The 16,386-nt window shown below is 60.3% G+C and carries 17 protein-coding genes and 1 pseudogene; 7 read left to right on the top strand and 11 right to left on the bottom strand.

Annotated elements, in window-relative coordinates:
- Positions 1 to 65: 65 nt before the first annotated feature.
- The 4 genes from ACHL_RS23125 to ACHL_RS23110 all read left to right on the top strand — a co-directional run bounded on the left by ACHL_RS23125 (position 66) and on the right by ACHL_RS23110 (position 4,155).
- Positions 66 to 1,415: a hypothetical protein gene (locus tag ACHL_RS23125; RefSeq protein ID WP_012623587.1), complete on the top strand. Its 1,350-nt coding sequence runs from the start codon at positions 66 to 68 to the stop codon at positions 1,413 to 1,415.
- An 11-nt stretch (positions 1,416 to 1,426) separates the two neighbouring features.
- On the top strand, positions 1,427 to 2,416 hold the full coding sequence (locus ACHL_RS23120; RefSeq protein WP_012623586.1) for a carbohydrate kinase family protein: 990 nt from the start codon (positions 1,427 to 1,429) through the stop codon (positions 2,414 to 2,416).
- A 274-nt stretch (positions 2,417 to 2,690) separates the two neighbouring features.
- Positions 2,691 to 3,344, top strand: coding sequence for a plasmid pRiA4b ORF-3 family protein (locus tag ACHL_RS23115; protein WP_244266594.1), 654 nt, complete (start codon positions 2,691 to 2,693; stop codon positions 3,342 to 3,344).
- Between the two features lie 124 nt (positions 3,345 to 3,468).
- Positions 3,469 to 4,155 carry a hypothetical protein gene (locus tag ACHL_RS23110; RefSeq protein ID WP_012623584.1) on the top strand — a complete coding sequence of 229 codons (687 nt, stop codon included), beginning with the start codon at positions 3,469 to 3,471 and terminating at the stop codon, positions 4,153 to 4,155.
- Positions 4,156 to 4,359: 204 nt separating this feature from the next.
- Here the strand turns inward: ACHL_RS23110 and ACHL_RS23105 are convergent, their stop codons facing one another.
- From ACHL_RS23105 to ACHL_RS23085, 6 genes and pseudogenes are all read right to left on the bottom strand, one after another.
- Positions 4,360 to 5,580 (bottom strand): response regulator transcription factor, encoded by a 1,221-nt coding sequence (locus ACHL_RS23105; RefSeq protein WP_012623583.1) that lies wholly within the window; start codon positions 5,578 to 5,580, stop codon positions 4,360 to 4,362.
- Entirely contained in the window at positions 5,549 to 6,850 is a 1,302-nt protein-coding gene (locus ACHL_RS23100; protein WP_043795279.1) for a hypothetical protein, read from the bottom strand. Before ACHL_RS23100 ends, ACHL_RS23105 begins: the two co-directional genes overlap by 32 nt.
- Positions 6,851 to 6,886: 36 nt before the next feature.
- Complete coding sequence (locus ACHL_RS24795; protein WP_244266604.1) at positions 6,887 to 7,543, bottom strand: ImmA/IrrE family metallo-endopeptidase; 657 nt, start codon at positions 7,541 to 7,543, stop codon at positions 6,887 to 6,889.
- A 273-nt stretch (positions 7,544 to 7,816) separates the two neighbouring features.
- Positions 7,817 to 8,005 (bottom strand): annotated as a pseudogene (locus ACHL_RS24870) (helix-turn-helix domain-containing protein); the annotation flags it as partial.
- Entirely contained in the window at positions 8,002 to 8,625 is a 624-nt protein-coding gene (locus ACHL_RS23090; RefSeq protein WP_012623580.1) for a hypothetical protein, read from the bottom strand. The gene ACHL_RS23090 and the pseudogene ACHL_RS24870, both read right to left, overlap by 4 nt.
- Before the next feature lie 448 nt (positions 8,626 to 9,073).
- Positions 9,074 to 9,640, bottom strand: coding sequence for a recombinase family protein (locus tag ACHL_RS23085; RefSeq protein WP_012623579.1), 567 nt, complete (start codon positions 9,638 to 9,640; stop codon positions 9,074 to 9,076).
- A 278-nt stretch (positions 9,641 to 9,918) separates the two neighbouring features.
- Between ACHL_RS23085 and ACHL_RS23080 the strand changes: the two genes are divergently transcribed.
- From ACHL_RS23080 to ACHL_RS23070, 3 genes are all read left to right on the top strand, one after another.
- Positions 9,919 to 10,221: a DUF4193 domain-containing protein gene (locus ACHL_RS23080; RefSeq protein ID WP_012623578.1), complete on the top strand. Its 303-nt coding sequence runs from the start codon at positions 9,919 to 9,921 to the stop codon at positions 10,219 to 10,221.
- A gap of 237 nt (positions 10,222 to 10,458) precedes the next feature.
- Positions 10,459 to 10,737: a hypothetical protein gene (locus ACHL_RS24530; RefSeq protein WP_043795275.1), complete on the top strand. Its 279-nt coding sequence runs from the start codon at positions 10,459 to 10,461 to the stop codon at positions 10,735 to 10,737.
- Positions 10,738 to 11,085 carry a hypothetical protein gene (locus ACHL_RS23070; protein ID WP_012623577.1) on the top strand — a complete coding sequence of 116 codons (348 nt, stop codon included), beginning with the start codon at positions 10,738 to 10,740 and terminating at the stop codon, positions 11,083 to 11,085. It abuts the gene before it with no gap.
- Positions 11,086 to 11,732: 647 nt separating this feature from the next.
- Here ACHL_RS23070 and ACHL_RS23065 read toward each other — a convergent pair.
- The 5 genes from ACHL_RS23065 to ACHL_RS23045 all read right to left on the bottom strand — a co-directional run bounded on the left by ACHL_RS23065 (position 11,733) and on the right by ACHL_RS23045 (position 16,364).
- Positions 11,733 to 12,404: a 3-oxoacid CoA-transferase subunit B gene (locus ACHL_RS23065; protein WP_012623576.1), complete on the bottom strand. Its 672-nt coding sequence runs from the start codon at positions 12,402 to 12,404 to the stop codon at positions 11,733 to 11,735.
- 1 nt (position 12,405) lies between these two features.
- Entirely contained in the window at positions 12,406 to 13,092 is a 687-nt protein-coding gene (locus tag ACHL_RS23060) for a 3-oxoacid CoA-transferase subunit A (protein ID WP_009359501.1), read from the bottom strand.
- A gap of 4 nt (positions 13,093 to 13,096) precedes the next feature.
- Entirely contained in the window at positions 13,097 to 14,311 is a 1,215-nt protein-coding gene (locus tag ACHL_RS23055; protein ID WP_009359502.1) for a thiolase family protein, read from the bottom strand.
- A 206-nt stretch (positions 14,312 to 14,517) separates the two neighbouring features.
- On the bottom strand, positions 14,518 to 15,582 hold the full coding sequence (locus tag ACHL_RS23050) for a maleylacetate reductase (protein WP_012623575.1): 1,065 nt from the start codon (positions 15,580 to 15,582) through the stop codon (positions 14,518 to 14,520).
- A gap of 209 nt (positions 15,583 to 15,791) precedes the next feature.
- Positions 15,792 to 16,364, bottom strand: a complete 573-nt coding sequence (locus ACHL_RS23045; protein ID WP_009359504.1) for a YceI family protein — start codon at positions 16,362 to 16,364, stop codon at positions 15,792 to 15,794.
- Positions 16,365 to 16,386: the final 22 nt, after the last annotated feature.

The following is a 16,386-nucleotide window of genomic DNA, read 5'->3' as shown; positions in this document are numbered from 1 at the left end:
TCCGGCCCGCTTTCCCAAGCGGCCGGAATGCAGCCCCACGCCAAAAAACCTGAGAGGAAAAGCCCGTGGCATTGCCCACCATCGCCGTCAAGGACGCCCTTCCCGGCCGCCGCACCAACGAACCGGTGACCTTCACCGTCGACGGCGTATTGACCGAGAGCCTTTGGACTGCAACTACCAGTTCCGGAGACACCGTTACCTGCCAGCGGCTGAACGCCCAACCCGAACCAGGTAAAACCACCTTCGTCACCGTCCTGTCCTTTGACGGCAGCCTCGAGCTCACGCTGACCGCACCTGTCACCGGTCACGTTGACGGGATCACCAAGCGCGAACCTGTCGAAGCCGACGGTTTCGTCCGCTTGGACACCGGATACTTCGACCTCGAAATGTGCTCGGGAACTGCCGAGGGTACCGGCGCCTCAAAATGGGGACTGCGTCATTTCGCAACGCTGAAAGAAGGCATCGACCTGCTGCCCTCGGGCAACAACGCCATCGGCGGGTTCTACGGCCCCTTCTTCACCCCCGAGAACGGCCTCATCAACCCGCCCGAACACACCACCGTCCACATCGAAACCATCGAAGAAGGCCCCATCCTGCATCACTACCGGATGCACGGGACAATCCCCGACGGCCTGCTCGAGGAACTCAAGGGCAAGACGTTTTCCATCGACTGGCAGTTCACCCACGGCACGCCCTACTTCACCCGCAGCTACCGGGTGGACGACTTCCAGACCGTCATCAACGGACGCTCCATAACCAACAAGATCACCGTCGGCGATGAATTCGAGGCCGGCCAAGGCGATGTGGTCTTCAACCGCTTCGAAGCATACGACGGCACACGGTACCGCTCCGGCGATCCCTACGCCGCTGAACTCGCACAAATGGTCGAGGAAACCATCGCGAACTCAACGTCCAACACTGCGAAGTTCCTGGAATTCCGCCGCCAACTCACCGGCAACATCGAAGCGGCCCACTGGGACCTGTACTGGCGCCTGTTCTGCAGCTGGGAAGGCGCCTTGGACAACGAGGAGATCCGCGAACGCCTCGCCCGTGTCAGGGCAACCTCGCACGTGCTCGCCGACCTGCCTGAACGGCGTTGGACGATAGCGGATGCCCCCGTCGATGTCTCGGCTGTGCCGCACGAAACCATCTTCGCCGGGCCGGCCTCAAAAACCGCCGAATTCCATTCAGACCTGGACAGAACCATGGTGTGGTGGACATCTGAACCGTCCGGTGCCTTCCAGATCGTCCAGCGCCGCCAGTCCGGCTGGGTCAACTGGGGAACCAACGGCGAAAACGAATGCCCCGAACTTCCCGTCGGTGTCCAAATTAAAACGGCATACGGTATGTTCAGCGACGGCTGGCAGCACGTGGCAGACCAACTGGAGACTGCACCCACGGCCCACCGCGCGTGACCTCCAAAGCTATGCCAACCGCCAGCCCAGACGCTTACCCCCGAGTGACGGTCATCGGTGAATCTCTCGTGGACGTCATCACTCACCCCCACAAAACGGGAACCTCGACCGCCATACGTCCGGGCGGAAGCCCGCTAAACGTTGCCATTGGCTGTGCGCGCCTCGGCATGACGACCAGTTTGATCACCCACTACGGCCAAGACCAGTACGGGGGGATGATCGAAAAACATCTGACGGCCAACGGGGTCGCCGCCCTCGTCGGCGGACACTCCCCGACAAGCGTTGCTACCGCAAACATTGACCACGCTGGAGCCGCCCGCTATTCCATCGCCATCACCTGGGATCTTAACGGGACCTCTCTTCCAGCGCTGTCAGCAGTCGAAAGCTCCCGCCACGTCCATGCAGGTTCGATCGCCACCGTCTTGCCTCCCGGGCGCGACACTGTCTACACGCTGCTGCAAGCTGCCCGTGGACGTGCCACGATCAGCTACGACCCGAACTGCCGGCCCGCGATCAGCGGAGATGTTCACAGCACCCGCCGGGACATCGAGCGGTTTGTAGCGGCGAGCGATATCGTCAAAGCCAGCAACGAGGACCTGGAATGGCTGTACCCGGACAGGACGCCAGACCAGACCGCGCACGCATGGCTCAAGCTGGGACCGGCCATAGTGGCAGTCACCCGCGGCGAAGGCGGTCCAGTGATCACAAACGGCCGCACGATGGTACAGATGCCGGCCCGGGAAATCGAAGTCGCTGACACCGTCGGCGCAGGCGATTCCTTCATGGCCGCATTAATTTCCTGGCTCGGCACGAGAAACCTCCTCGGCGCAGGCGCCCGGGAGAAATTGAAGGATCTCTCACCCCAAGCACTTCAGAACCTGCTTGACTATGCGAACGGCGCAGCATCCATCACCTGCTCCAGGCCAGGTGCCGATCCACCTTGGGCGCGAGAGCTCAGCGACCTATTTGCCGCCCCGGCGGATTTCCGGAGCGTGCATTGACCAACCCGCAAAGTCGAAAGCCGATGGAATCGGACCCACGGGCGACGGCGACAGCCGCCGTCGCAGCTACCGAAGAGCCAGACCGACGCAGGCCCTTCGCTGGTTTTCGTGGACGCTAAGGGCGAGGCCGGTGGCGCCCTCAGGGCGATCTCGGGCCCTTCCCTCATCGAGGATTTCAAACGCCGATAATGGACGTTCTGTAAGCCTGACGATCGATGGCAGGGGAGTGGCAGGGTCTCGGACGCGAGTTGTGGGGCCTGCAAGAATGGCCTGCATGGAGAACGATTCTGCCGCAATGGGCGGGAAACCAGAGTCGATGCTCGAGGTTCGTGTCGAGCTGGTCGACAGTGACCCCAAAATATGGCGCCAACTGGAAGTCCGTGGCTCGTTGACTCTGGACCGTGTCCACCAGACCCTGCAAACTGCCTTTGGCTGGGAGGACATGCACCTGCACAGGTTCACAGCCGACGACCCCTTCGCACCGTTGCGGACGGTGGATGGTCAGATGCCGGAGACGCTGCAATGGCTTCCCCGGCAAGAGTGCGTGGAGACGGATGACAGGCCAGAGGAAGACCTAGCCCTTGCCCAACTGCTGGCGCTTGGCGGTGGCGCGGCCTTCTACGAGTACGATTTCGGCGATAGTTGGCTGCATCGGCTTGAGCTGGTTTCACAGCGCACCTGGAGTGAGGGCACTTCACCGGCCCGGGTACTTGACGGTACCCGCCGGGGCCCACTGGAAGACTCCGGAGGATTCCCAGGGTACGAAGAACTCCTCGAGGCCCTTGCCGATCCGGCCCATCCAGACCACGCAGAGAGCGTCGAATGGGTCGCAGAGATCACTGACTCAGACGAACCCTTTGACCCAGCGTTTTGGGACGTCGAGTCCGTGAATCACGCGCTGGCTGCGCAGGCTCACGCGCGCAACTAGCGCGAAAAGGCCACCATGATGCCAGCGCGATACCTTCCCGGGAGTCTCCGTTGGACGTCCGATCCGGTGTCCCAGAGAGCTGGCACCTCGGGAAGCCGAGGTAGTTCACCCGTAGGCTGGTGAGGTGAGGGTAGCGAAATCGGATGTCATCGCCGGGCTGCCGGCGGAGTTGGCCCGTGCGATCGTCCGCCGGTTCAGGGGCAGGGAAATGACCGTCGTGGGTGTGGCAGACCTCCTCGACGGCACCGGGCATGAACCCGGGACGGTGCTGGCCGAACTGGAAGCTGCCGGATACATGGAGACGGTCGAGACCGATGCCGCCGGGGACGTCTGGTGGGATACCACCATTCAGGGCAACGCTCTGGCGATGGCAAGCTTCGGGAAACCGATCAGCCGAAAGACCGCCGACCGGCTGGTTTCTGAACTGCTGAAGCGTGCACACGCCTACAACGCCGACCAAGGTAAGCCCCTGTTTGTCGACGCGCTTAGGGTCTTCGGCAGTTATCTCGACCCTCAGATCGACCCGCTGGGCGACGTCGACATCGAGCTCACGTACGGCAGAAGGATCACCGACCCCAAGCTCGTGGCGGACTACGCCAGGGCCAGCGGGCGGTCCTTCAGTACGTATGTGGACCGGCTGCTATGGCCATATACCGAACTCGTCCAGCACCTGAAGAACCGATCGGCGTTCATCAACATCACAACCGAGGACATCACCAGGCTCACCAATCGGTCCGAGACCATCTACAGCATCGATGCGGACCCGGACGCTGTCCCGCCGCCGGCAGACCGGACCCTCATCGGCCGGTGAAACGGCTCCTTTTCAAGCCTCTCCCCCGGCCATTCTCAAGCGCCGATAATGGACCTTTCGTCAATCTGGGGGAGTGGACGAGGCCCTCCCCTGCAGCCCAGACCAAAAAGAGGGAGCGGCCAGGCTACGTTCTTCTTTCACAATGGCCTTGCGGAAGCGCCCGTCTCGGTGCAGCTGCAACCAGCGCTCGCCCCCCTTGTGAACCTATAAGTCGACTTCGTCAAAGAGCGCAATTTGGCTCCCCTTAGACTCACCAGTGAGATGGCCCTCGGACAGGGGCGATGTGAGTACTTTCTCCACGACACTTGGTAGGGCGAATTGCCCGCGAAGAAAAGCCCCGATTAGCCTCATCAGTCGTTCGGTATCGCGACCGATTCCTAGCCGACGACTAATTTCCGGGTTCAGTTCACGCCTACGAACGAGCCTTTCGAAGAGAATCACGTCCAACTGCCTGGGCAGGAGAGCAGTCAGAGACGCTTCCGAAGAGAGCCGTTGTATCAACTCGACTAACGGTTCGGCATATCCAGGTTCTGTAGGTAGGAAAGCCCCGGACGCGGTTGCCCTGATATCTGCCGGTGCATCTAAGGAATTTAGAATCTTGCCGAGATACTCATCAAATCGTTCAGAAAGTTTCCGGACGGCATAGGAGGGCACGTCACCCGAGGAGAGCCTATCCGCAGCAATGGCACGGAACCCCACGCTGTCCATCGTGTTAGCTTGTCCCGCGATGACAGCAAGGTTAAGGGTGATCAGGGCGATGCCTTCAGCAAAAAACCATCTAGCGGCCCTGGCTTCCTGAGCATGTGACTCGTCAGGCCAGCTCTTACCGAGCTCACGGATGAGCCCCAAGGTGCGTTTCAGAGCGTCAAAGGGCCCAAGGAACCAAACTTCTGAAGTTAAGAACCAGTAAGCACGTTCGAGAGTAGGCTCCTGCTTAGCGAAAGCGAGTACGTCCTTTTTCAAAAGCGCGACGGTCTCGCCATTAGACCCGATGTCAGCAAGGTCAGCTATCCCTAGCCGCTGTTCACGTGCGGCGAGGTCGTCCATGTGCTGGACCGAAACTCCGAGGCGCCGACAGGCATCCCTTACGCCAACTGAAGTTCGGAAAGCAGTTGTGATCTCGCCGCTTTCCGCTCCGATGAGCTCGCGGACACCTCGTAGCCAAAGCGCACGGTCCAACGGCCGAGGAGTGTTGTTGGACTTTCCGGTTTTTACTTCGCCGATATGTTTATGAGCACGAAGGGCAGCGTCCAGAGAGACCGCAAGTACGTCAAGGTCCGTTATTGTTGCCGAATCGCTACCGAATTTGTGCGTCAGGTCCACACCCCTGCGTACAAAGTAGCCGTCCCAGAACCAAGCCTGAGCGACCCGAACTTCTGCTTTTGCCCCGGGATCAAGACCAGGGATCGTCGCGGCGTGCTGCACGCTGCATCTCCTTCCGAAGCTCGTTTATTGACGCAACCATCAATTCATTAGCAGCGCCTGTCGTTTCCTCAGTCCGCATATCTTCCGGCTTTTGAAAGCTGGCGGGACGCTGATTCAACGTCAGCTCACCTGTTCCCGCGGAGTCTGTGATCCGTCGGATCCAATCCAGCCCCGCTTCAGCGATTTCAGGCTTAACTAGGCGGAGGTAAGCCCTGCCTGCGTCTGGTTCGACTGCAACAACTCCGGCGGCTTCCAGAAGGTAGTAATCGGTGCCGATATTCGTCGCCGGTCCCACTACGCCCCGCCTTAGGAGCGCGTTTACAAGCACCGTGGGGCTGTGGATGATTCCACCACCTGCTATAGCACGTTCATGCCCGAAAAGAATGTGTGCGACGAAGAGCTTCCTGAGATGGAATGCTTCTGTGGTGGTGCACAAATTGTCTTCGGCTTCCAGCAAGGGGGAGAAGACGTAGGTCGAACCATTGCCGGTGGAGGATTGAACGTTCGCAGCCTGGATGAGTCCAGCGTTTCGCGCACTTCGAATAACTGCCGGCGTGGCTACTAGCTTTGACATGTGAATGCCAGGAGTGGCAAGGACCTGCTCGCTCATTCCGAGAAGGGCGTCCCTCTCGTTTGGGGGCAGCTCGCGCAGGAACTTCGCAAGGGAAAGCTGGCGGGTGCCCCAGACGTAAGGGCTATAAACGACGCGCTCATTCAGCTCTGCCGAAGGGACTGTGAGATTTAGCCCCACGGCCTTAGCTAGGGTCAGGGCACTGGCCGCCTCCGCCTCGCCGAACCCACGGCTAACGACCTCCTGCAGATGGTCCGACTCTGCAAGCGGTGCGATGGCAGCCACTTCGACAGAATGCAAAAACGCCAGGTCGGAGCGCTGCGGCATCAAGACGTTCAGAAGCTGGACCGTCTGCTCAGTTACGGTCGCTGAAACCCCAATATATTCATCTAACCCGACTATCCGCCCCTGGTCGGAGAGAGAGTAGTCGATGAGACCGGCACGCTTTAGTGCAGGAAGTACGGTATTTGAGAGCTCTAGGAAACCTAGGCCTGCGAACTTCGCATATTGTTGAACTAGTTCGTGCGTCAGTGGGAAGATCGCCTGATGGCCCTTGAGTCGGGCCGCGAAGTCCATAGCTTTCCCCGTGAGCAGGAGAACCTCTATTTCAGCCCTGACATGGTGATCCGCAATCTTCTGGTCGTGTTGATGTACAAAGACTACGGCGCGACCAAGCCTCTTGATGTCATCACCCTGCATGCTCAAACCCTTCAATCCCACAGCGACTAGAAATTTTTACCCCGCTACTACCCTGAGGTTTGGCCGGAGAGGAGGGGAAGATTGTGCCGACCCCCTCAGCCCGACCGGAGCCAGCTTGAAGATGAGATCATTTACATCCTCGGCACTGACGGCTAGGTCGTTGCACAGCTGTTCGAAGCCACCCGGTCTGTTCCATAGGTCGTTCACTACCTGAGTTAGCAGTCGAGACGATTCTCGATTTATGCCGTTAGGTTCTCCAGACCGATATCCCATCCGAGACAGGTTGACGCAGGTCGTGTGGTAGAGCCAGTCGCTGAGCAAGCCAAGGTCGTGGAGGCGGTAGGCCAATGCCATTGCCGAAACGTTCCATCGTTTTTTCTTACGCAGAATCTCATCTAGCGAAGGATTAAGCCGAACTTGCGCCCGGACATCCGCCTCCGGCATTAGGAAAGCCGAAGCGAAACTGTCCGCCTCGCGTTCAGCCTCCACGCCGGATGGTTTAACTGATTCCGCGTGGAGAACTAAGTGGCCCAATTCGTGAGCGGCGTCAAACCTTCCCCGTTCGGCGGACTTCTTTGTACTAAGAAGTACGTAAGGAGTGCCCGAATCCCGGAATGAAAAGGCGTCCATTTCTCCCTTGTCCGCCTTGGCTGAAAACACGGCGACACCATGGAGCTCCAGGAGGTGAATCATATTTCCTAGCGGAGCCTGTCCTAATCCCCACTTGGCTCGAAGGATCTCCGCAGCAGCGGACGCATCGGGTGCCCCAGTGAATTTATGCAAGGTTGGGACATCTGCGGGGGGAGTATCGTAGTGAGAGTCAATCCACGCTCGGAGCTCTATCGCATGGCCAGAGACTGTAAGAGCCATGTCTCTATTCCTGGCAGTCATCTTGCTTGGCGCGCGGAAGCTGACGGAAGCTACGGGGACTTCTTCGATGCCAGGGCGCGCGAAATGCTCGAGTGGCACGCCTAAGACATGACCTAATCGCCGTAGCGTCTCGGGGGCAGGCTCCTTTTTTCCGTTCTCGAAGTCGGAAATACTCTTAGTGCTGACTCCACTTGCAGTACTAAGCGCTGTGATTGTCATCCCCCGCCGCCTGCGTGCGTGAGTAAGGCGAGCGGAAACAAACGGCGGCCTGTTTTCGAGGCTCATTTCCGAAGAACTTCGAAGTCGTAGCTTGGTGGTTCTTCCTCACTTCCCAGGGCCAGACCAGCGTTCGGATCGATTTCGGGGAGAAGGATGCGGTGGATCCAGTGTGTGATTTGCTCTCCGACCATGTCACCCGGGAGGCTGACCTCAGCTCGGATCCGCCCATCGTCGGCGACATATGTGAGAAGGACCCAAGTCTGGCGGAGACCGCCCAACACAGGCTGGACATCCTGGGGTCGGAACAAGACCGATTCCTTGTTACCCATCACGGCATTGCGGATGCTGCGGCCCTTGGGGTTCTTGTTCGTGGGCGTTGCATAAGCCAATCCAGTTGCACTGTTTCCCCCTGTGATAACAAGGGCGTGCTCGAAGCTTGGGTGAACGATCGTAGGTTGATGATCCGGATTGATTCTCTCCCAGCCTTGCTGCGCGAGAGTTTCGCTCATGCGGCGAACGTGCCGCGACCATCGAGCGTATTCTCCAGCTCCCGGAGCATCGAGTTCTGTGTACGTGGACTTTTCCGCAGCTCCGTACAGCAACGTGTCATGAATTTGCTCCACCGTCAGCCCAAGGTCAGCCAACTTGTGACGAGCAACACTCTCTTTGGCGTAGTCGAATAGCACGTCTCACCCTTTCGTTAGGTTCATGATACACAACCTAATCTTAGGTAAAGAATCGCGAACCTTGGCGTGGCGGCAGGATCGCCACAAGGCAATGGGTGCGGGGTCGCAGGGAGGCGGTTGGATCGAAACGCCGATCACGAACGCTCCATAAGCTGGAGGAGGCGGGCTGGCGAGCAGGGTGCAACCCGTGGCCTTGGCCTGAGGCAGAGCTGGTGGGGGCTGCCGGGTCCGGTCACACAGGGTGGCGCCTCGGATGCCAGCACAGAGATGAAACGTCCGGTGGCTGGCCGGGAAACCCGCGAAATTGGCGAAACTTCGACCAAATAGCGGTTGGCCGAAGTTCCAAGAACAACCCTGCCCGGTGAACCTTGAGGTTGGCTGTGAACAGTTGCGGGACCCGGATTCTTTGCTTGCCGACTCTGGCAAGATTTCCCCTGGGAGGCGGCGTCTACTCCAGTCTGGCTTGCCGGAGGTATTGGTAGACGGTTTCCCTGCTGATTCCGTAGTCACGGGCGAGGATGACTTTGGGGATCCCGCTGCCGGCTCGCTGGACCAGCTCGGCCGCCCGTTCCGGGGTCAGGGTCTTCTTCCGTCCCTTGTAGGCGCCACGCTGCTGGGCCAGAGTGATGCCCTCGCGCTGGCGTTCCCTAATGAGGGACCGCTCGAATTCAGCGAAAGCACCCATGACGGAGAGCATGAGGTTGGCCATGGGGGAGTCCTCACCCGTAAATACGAGCTGCTCTTTGAGGAACTTCACCCGCACCCCGCGTCGGGTGAGGCCCTGGACAAGGGCGCGGAGGTCATCCAGGTTACGGGCGAGCCGGTCCATGCTGTGCACAATCACCGTGTCGCCCTCGCGGGCGAACCGCAACAGCTCCGCGAGCTGCGGTCGTGCTGTGTCCCGGCCGGAGGCCTTGTCGGTGAATACCCGGTCCAGAGCCTGACCTTCAAGCTGGCGCTTTTCGTTCTGGTCGAGTGTGCTCACCCGAACGTAGCCGATTCGCTGACCATTCACGGCGGCCTCCAACCCTCGATGCCTGAGAACGAGTGTCAGGGTACGCAAGAAGAACGTCAAGACATCCCCTTACGCTCACAGTGCTGTCCGGGACCTGGTGAGCGCCATGGCCTCATCCTCCTGATGTTCAGCGGCATAAGCGGAAGTCAGCAACCGCCGGTTGATCCTGGCGCAGGAGAGGGGGGGCAGGCCTCTGAGCTGGAACAACTCCAAGACCGTGGACGTTGCTCCCTCGGTCAGGAAAGAACCGGCAAGCAAAGAAATGAGAACCGCCTACTGTGGCTACCGATTACGATGAAGTCCGCTCCGACGTCAAAGAATCCCAAGAACGCTCGCTGGAGGCACTGAAGTCTGCCAACGCCCCAGATGCACGCAGCGTCGTCACCGAACTGGACGAATCCGAAGCTCTCGACGGAGGGCTGACCCCCGGCGGCGAAATCGTCTCGGAAGAGCTCATCGTCCAGGTCATCCCGCAGGGCAAGGACGAATTCACCTGCTCATCGTGCTTCCTGGTCCGGCACCGGACCCAACTCGCACGCGAAAGCAACGGCCATTCCTACTGCAAGGAATGCGAAGCCTGACAACCTCCCCCGCGGCAAGGGCCGGCTGTGCGCCAAGCCCCCGAATATTCGGGGATAGTTTCAAATGCTGAAATTCTCCGGAATATTTTGGTTGGGTTTGTCGCCTCGACGGCGAGCCGAGCAAGGCAGCAGGCGCCCGCTGCGGCACATGAAAACGCTTGGCGTTCGGCCAAAGCCTGTCCAGAAACATGTACATGATTCTGGACAGGAAGGAGGTCGCATTGCTAGCATAGGCACATGACAATCGCCAGCGTCGAAACTGTTACCCAGGCTAGGTCAGGGCTCCCGGGGCACCTTCGGGCCTTCCGGGAAGAGGGAGTGTTGGCCGAGCCAGCGTTGATCGGTGGACACCGTAAGCCAGAGGCCGCGCTTATCCCCATTGAAATGTATGAACAACTATTGCCTCAAATTGACGAGATTCGCATGAGGGCCGAGGTTACCCATCGCATCGCGACCAACCGTTCGATGCCACTTGCAGATTTGGTCTCGGAACTGGGGCTAGACTCGGCCGAGTAGATGACATATGAGAAAATAACCGTACTTGAAGGTTTTAGGAGCGATATCAAGCTCCTCCCGGACAACTGCCAGCGAATGGCCATCCAACTTCTCATGGACATCCGGGACGGCCGGATATCCGGTCTTTCACTGGACGAGTCGTCCGCGACAGGCGACCTCAGTGACTGCTATAAGGTCTACTTTGATCCCGATCCTGAATTTGATAATCGCAGTGAGTGGCGATTTCGCCTCGTCTACCGACTTTTGGGCGACGGCGCTGTTGCGGGGCTAACGGTGGAAGGCGTTGCCGTCGGACGGCGGCACGGGCTTGACGCTTACCTGCGTGCCGTAGCTAATTTGGGCAGGTAGTAATCGGTAACTGGTGTAAAACCCAGAAGTGTTGCATCTGATGCAATATGCAGGGGTTTACTTGACATAAGGACGGTTATCGGCGTTTCCGAATCGGGTGGAGGTGTGGGGTCACCATTGTTGAACTGCCTCACCAGCTGCACCAGGGCTATTAGCGGCGCTTCAGATTGGCTGTGTGGACCAACGCGTCTCTACGGCCGGCACAGAGAAGGTAACCGTGCAGCCTATTGGTCCGCCTTCAGTACATGTCGTTCGCGGATGAGCCCAACTGGGACTTCTGGATGGACCTGCACAATGTACCTCCCGATGCCTAGGCGGGTCATCATAATTCCCGTTCGACGCTCGATAGCGGTTTCCATCACCAAAGTAACCGCGTTGTGGAGAGCGTGGTCGAGGTCTGCTGCCTTTGCGACCACAACTTCAGCCACACCAGGTGAAAAGACCGTTACTTCACCACTGCCCGATACGGCATTCAGAGCAGTACGCATTCCTTATACCCTCTCGATGTCGTTGGCCCGCGGCCGAAACATGAAGCTCCAAGTCCTGCAGTAGTCCATCAACAGAGGACGCTCGTCCTGCCACATGACGGGCGCGGAGTACCATTCCGTATGCTCTTGCCTGCTGCTGGGCCAGCTCGGAGCTCGGCCTTAGGCGGCCAAGTTGAGCGGGACGGGTACCAGTTTCTGGAGTTCTTCGAGGGTGCAGCCGAAGGTTTCGCGGACGGTGACGCCTTCGGGTCCGGTGAGGAAGACGGCTTTGTCGGTGTAGACGCGGGTGACGCAGCCGACGCCGGTGAGCGGGTAGGTGCAGGTTTCCACGATCTTGGAGGCGCCCTGTTTCGTCAGGAGCGTCATCATCACGAACACGTCCTTGGCGCCGGTGGCGAGGTCCATGGCGCCGCCGACGGCGGGGATCGCCCCGGGTGCCCCGGTGTGCCAGTTCGCGAGGTCACCGGTGGCGGAGACTTGGAAGGCGCCCAGGACGCAGATGTCCAGGTGCCCGCCGCGCATCATCGCGAACGAATCGGCATGGTGGAAGTACGAGGCGCCGGGCAGTTCGGTGACCGGGATCTTGCCTGCGTTAATGAGGTCGCCGTCGATCTCGTCGCCCTCCGCGGCGGGGCCCATGCCGAGCATCCCGTTCTCGGTGTGGAGGGTGATGTCCTGGTCCTCGGTGAGGTAGTTGGAGACAAGGGTGGGCTGGCCGATGCCCAGGTTCACAAACGATCCCGGGGCGATGTCCTTGGCCACGAGGCGGGCGAGGTCATCCCGGCCCAGGGGTGTGGCGGAGGTCTGGATGGAGGTTGTTGCAGTGGTCATCTCAAGCCACCTTTCCTGCTGAACTCGAAGCCGCCACGCGGACAACCGTATTGACGTAGATGCCGGGGGTGACGATGTTCTCCGGGTCGAGCCCGCCGACCGGGACGACCTCGGACACCTGGACGATGGTGTGCTTTGCAGCGGCGGCCATGATGGGGCCGAAGTTCCGGGCGGTCTTGCGGTAGACGAGGTTGCCCTTGCCGTCGGCTTTGAGGGCTTTGATCAGGGCAACGTCGGCGTGGATGGGCGTCTCGAACACCTGGCCGCGGCCGTCGATGATCCGGGTTTCCTTGCCTTCGGCCAGCATGGTGCCATACCCGGTGGGCGTGAAGAACCCGCCGATCCCGGCACCGGCAGCGCGGATGCGCTCGGCCAGGTTGCCCTGCGGCACCAGTTCGAGTTCGATCTTGCCGGCCTTGTACTTGGCGTCGAAGTGCCAGGAATCGGACTGCCGCGGGAAGGAACAGATCATCTTCTTCACCCGGCCTTCCTTGATCAGCAGAGCCAGGCCCTGGTCGCCCTGGCCGGCGTTATTGTTCACCACGGTCAGTCCGGTGGCCCCGCATTCGAGCAGCGCGTCAATCAGTTCGAACGGCTGCCCTGCGTTGCCGAACCCGCCGATCATCACGGTGGAACCGTCACTGATCCCGGCCACGGCCTCCTGGACCGAATCTGCAAAGTTCAACATTCCCCTACGCCTTCCGAGCAGTAACGTTTTCGAGCACCACGGCCAGGCCCTGGCCCACACCGATGCAGATCGCCGCGACGCCCCACCGTTCCCCGGAGGCCTGCAGGGACCGGGCCAGGGTGCCCAGGATCCGGGTGCCGGACGCGCCGAGCGGGTGGCCCATCGCGATCGCCCCGCCATGCCCGTTCACAATGGCAGGGTCGATGCCCCAGGCGTTGATGCAGGCCAGTGACTGCGCGGCGAAGGCTTCGTTAAGTTCGACGGCGCCCACCTGGTCCCAGCCGATGCCCGCCTTCGCGAGGGCCTTGTTCGCAGCCTCCACCGGGGCGAAGCCGAAGTACTGAGGGTCGTTGCCATGCGCACCGCGGCCCGCGATGCGGGCGAGAGGCTCAAGCCCGAGCAGCCCGGCGGCAGCCTCGGACCCCACCCAGGCCGCGGAAGCGCCGTCGGACAACGGGGATGCGTTGCCGGCGGTAACCGTGCCGCCCACCTCGGCGCCCTCAGGCTCTGAACGGAACACCGTCTTCAGTGCCGCAAGCTTCTCCGCGGTGGAACCGGGCCGGATGCCCTCATCCCGCACCAGGTCAGTGCCCGGCACCGGGGCCACGAGGTTGTCGTAGAAGCCTTCGTCCCATGCCGCGGCGGACAGGTTGTGGGAGTTAGCGGCGAACTCATCCTGTGCCTGCCGGGTCACCCCGTACTTCTCGCGCAGCCGTTCGGTGGCCTCGCCCAGGGAGATGGTCCACTCCTTGGGCATCGCCTTGTTCACCAGCCGCCACCCAAGGGTGGTGGAAGCCAGCGTCATGTCCCCGGCCGGGTAGGGCTTCTCCGTCTTCGGCAGCACCCACGGCGCGCGGGACATCGACTCCGCACCGCCCACGAGCATCAGGTCCGCGTCGCCGGCGTTGATCTGGCGGGAGGCGATGATCGCCGCGTCCAGCGACGAGCCACAGAGCCGGTTCACCGTGGTCCCCGGAATGGACACCGGCAAACCCGCCAGCAGGGTGCCCATCCGGGCGATGTTCCGGTTCTCCTCACCGGCACCGTTGGCGTTGCCGAACACCACCTCATCAATCCGCTCCGGATCCAGCCCGGGGGCGCGCTTTACGGACTCCTTGATCACGTGCGCGGCAAGGTCGTCCGGGCGGACACCGGCAAGGCCGGAACCGAACTTGCCGAACGGGGTGCGCACGGCGTCGTACACAAAAGCCTGGTTCACGAAATCTTCTCCAAAGTTCCTCTGATCTGCTGGCTGTAGGTATCTTCAACGAAGCAAGCAAGCACCCCTGCCAAACATCGTCTCGCCTCTCAGCTCTCGAGCATTTCCTTCTAAAGCTGTGAGAACCACCAACCCGACGTTCTTTACAAACAGAATGACCTTGCGCTGTTAACGAGGCAGAAATGATCCAACGGAGCGCCTTCAAGTCAGCGTATTGGCACCGTTCCGGCCCATGCGGATTCGAGTAGTTGCCTGAGGGCATCCTGCGTCACCGACCGTGGGTTCGTTGGCGGGACCACCGGGAGTATTAGCTGGACTGCTTCCAAGATGCTCGTCTCGGCCAGCCCATAGTCCCTCAGCGCTCGTGGCGCATCAATTGCCTCCTGCAGCGCGTTAAGGCCATCGACGGCTGCCTCGGCACCAAACGCGGCAGCAATACGGGCGACGGCCTCCGGTGCAGCCGGAGCGTTGAACGCGAGAACGTGAGGGAGGACAGCGGCATGAGTTTCGGCGTGAGGCAGGTTGTATGCGCCACCAAGAACATGGCAAATTTTATGATGCATACCGGAGCCGGCGGCAGCGAACGCGACCGCCGAGAGATAGGCTCCGTAGAGAGCCTGCTCCCGTCCTTTCCGGTCGCGCGGGTCAGCCTTGATACGCGGCAGGCCCTGTGACAGCGCCCGGATGCCCTCAGTGGCCAAGGCCTGGTTGATGGGGTCACTGCCTGGAGCCCACATGGAATCAATGCAGTGGGCCAAAGCATTCAATCCGGATGCCATGGAAAGCCCCGCTGGCAGGGAGTAGGTTAGTTCGGCGTCGTAGATGATCGTTTGGGGGAGTACAACGTCGTCTACTCCGGTCGTCTTGCGGGACGCCTCCGTCATGCCCCAGACGTTAGTGGCTTCAGATCCGGCGTAGGTGGTTGGAACAGCGACGATGGGCAGGCCACTGGTCAGGGCGATGGCCTTGGCCAACCCTGTCGTTGATCCGCCGCCAACACACACCAGCAAATCAGTACCTGCTTCGGCGGCGGCCGCCCGCGCCTTCTCCGCCTTTTCGACTGGCACATGCGGGGCAACATCCGTATAAGTCAGGGCTACCTCGATGGCAGAACTAACTCCTAGCGCAATCTCGATCTCGGCCTTTGAAGCGATCAGCATGATGCTGTGTGCACCGCGACGGGAGACTTCAGCCTCTAGCTTCTCCGCGGCTTTGCCTGGGGCGAAGAGCACGCGCTGTCCGAGAGTGTTATGTTCAAATTCGAGGTCCATAAAGGGTCCTTAGGTTGTGATTTGCCGTTGCGGGAGATAGATTGCGCGAGGTTCAGGGCGACTCCATCTGCTCGAACCTTGCGCAGCCGTCAACGGCGGCACATTGTCTTGGTGGCGTTGGTAGCTAATGCAGCCTGTCCCCGGCACTTGGCCTTACCGCGATTCTTTCTACTTGGAGAGCAATCTCCTCATCGCGCCGTCACACACACTTAGGCGTTGGTTGCTATAAACGCGGCGTCGATGTTGATCGTGACTTTGTCTCCGACCAGGACGCCACCTGCTTCAAGAGCCGCGTTCCACGTTAGGCCAAACTCTTTGCGGCTAATCACCGTTGTGGCAGAGAACCCTGCCCGAGTCGCACCAAACGGATCGACAGTCACGCCGTTGAATTCGGTTACTAGGGTTACGGGCCTGGTGAGGCCACGGATTGTCAGTTTCCCCTCCAGGTTGTATGTGTCGCCATTTCTGCTGCATCCGGTGGACTGGTAGGTAAGGGTGGGAAACTGCTCGACGTCGAAAAAGTCCCCGCCGCGAACATGGGCATCGCGGTCCAAGTTGTTGGAATTAAGGCTCTTCGCAGCGATGGTTGCGGTGGCCGCCGACTTCTCCAGTGTGTCTGACACCTGAAGGGTGGCTGTCACCTCGTCGAAACTACCGCGTACTTTGCTGATGCCTGCGTGACGAACAGTGAAACCGATCTCGCTGTGAGAGCTGTCGAGAGTCCAGATCCCAGGGGTAAGCCCTAGGAGGGTGGAAGGAGTGGAGTTGGTCGAAATGGACATTTGATTTTCCTAAGGGTGGTGG

Origin of the sequence: Pseudarthrobacter chlorophenolicus A6, assembly GCF_000022025.1 — a bacterium.
In the GTDB taxonomy this organism is placed as follows: domain Bacteria; phylum Actinomycetota; class Actinomycetes; order Actinomycetales; family Micrococcaceae; genus Arthrobacter; species Arthrobacter chlorophenolicus.
The sequence above is the reverse complement of the archived record's forward strand: the minus strand, read 5'-3'. Positions and strand labels throughout refer to the sequence as shown.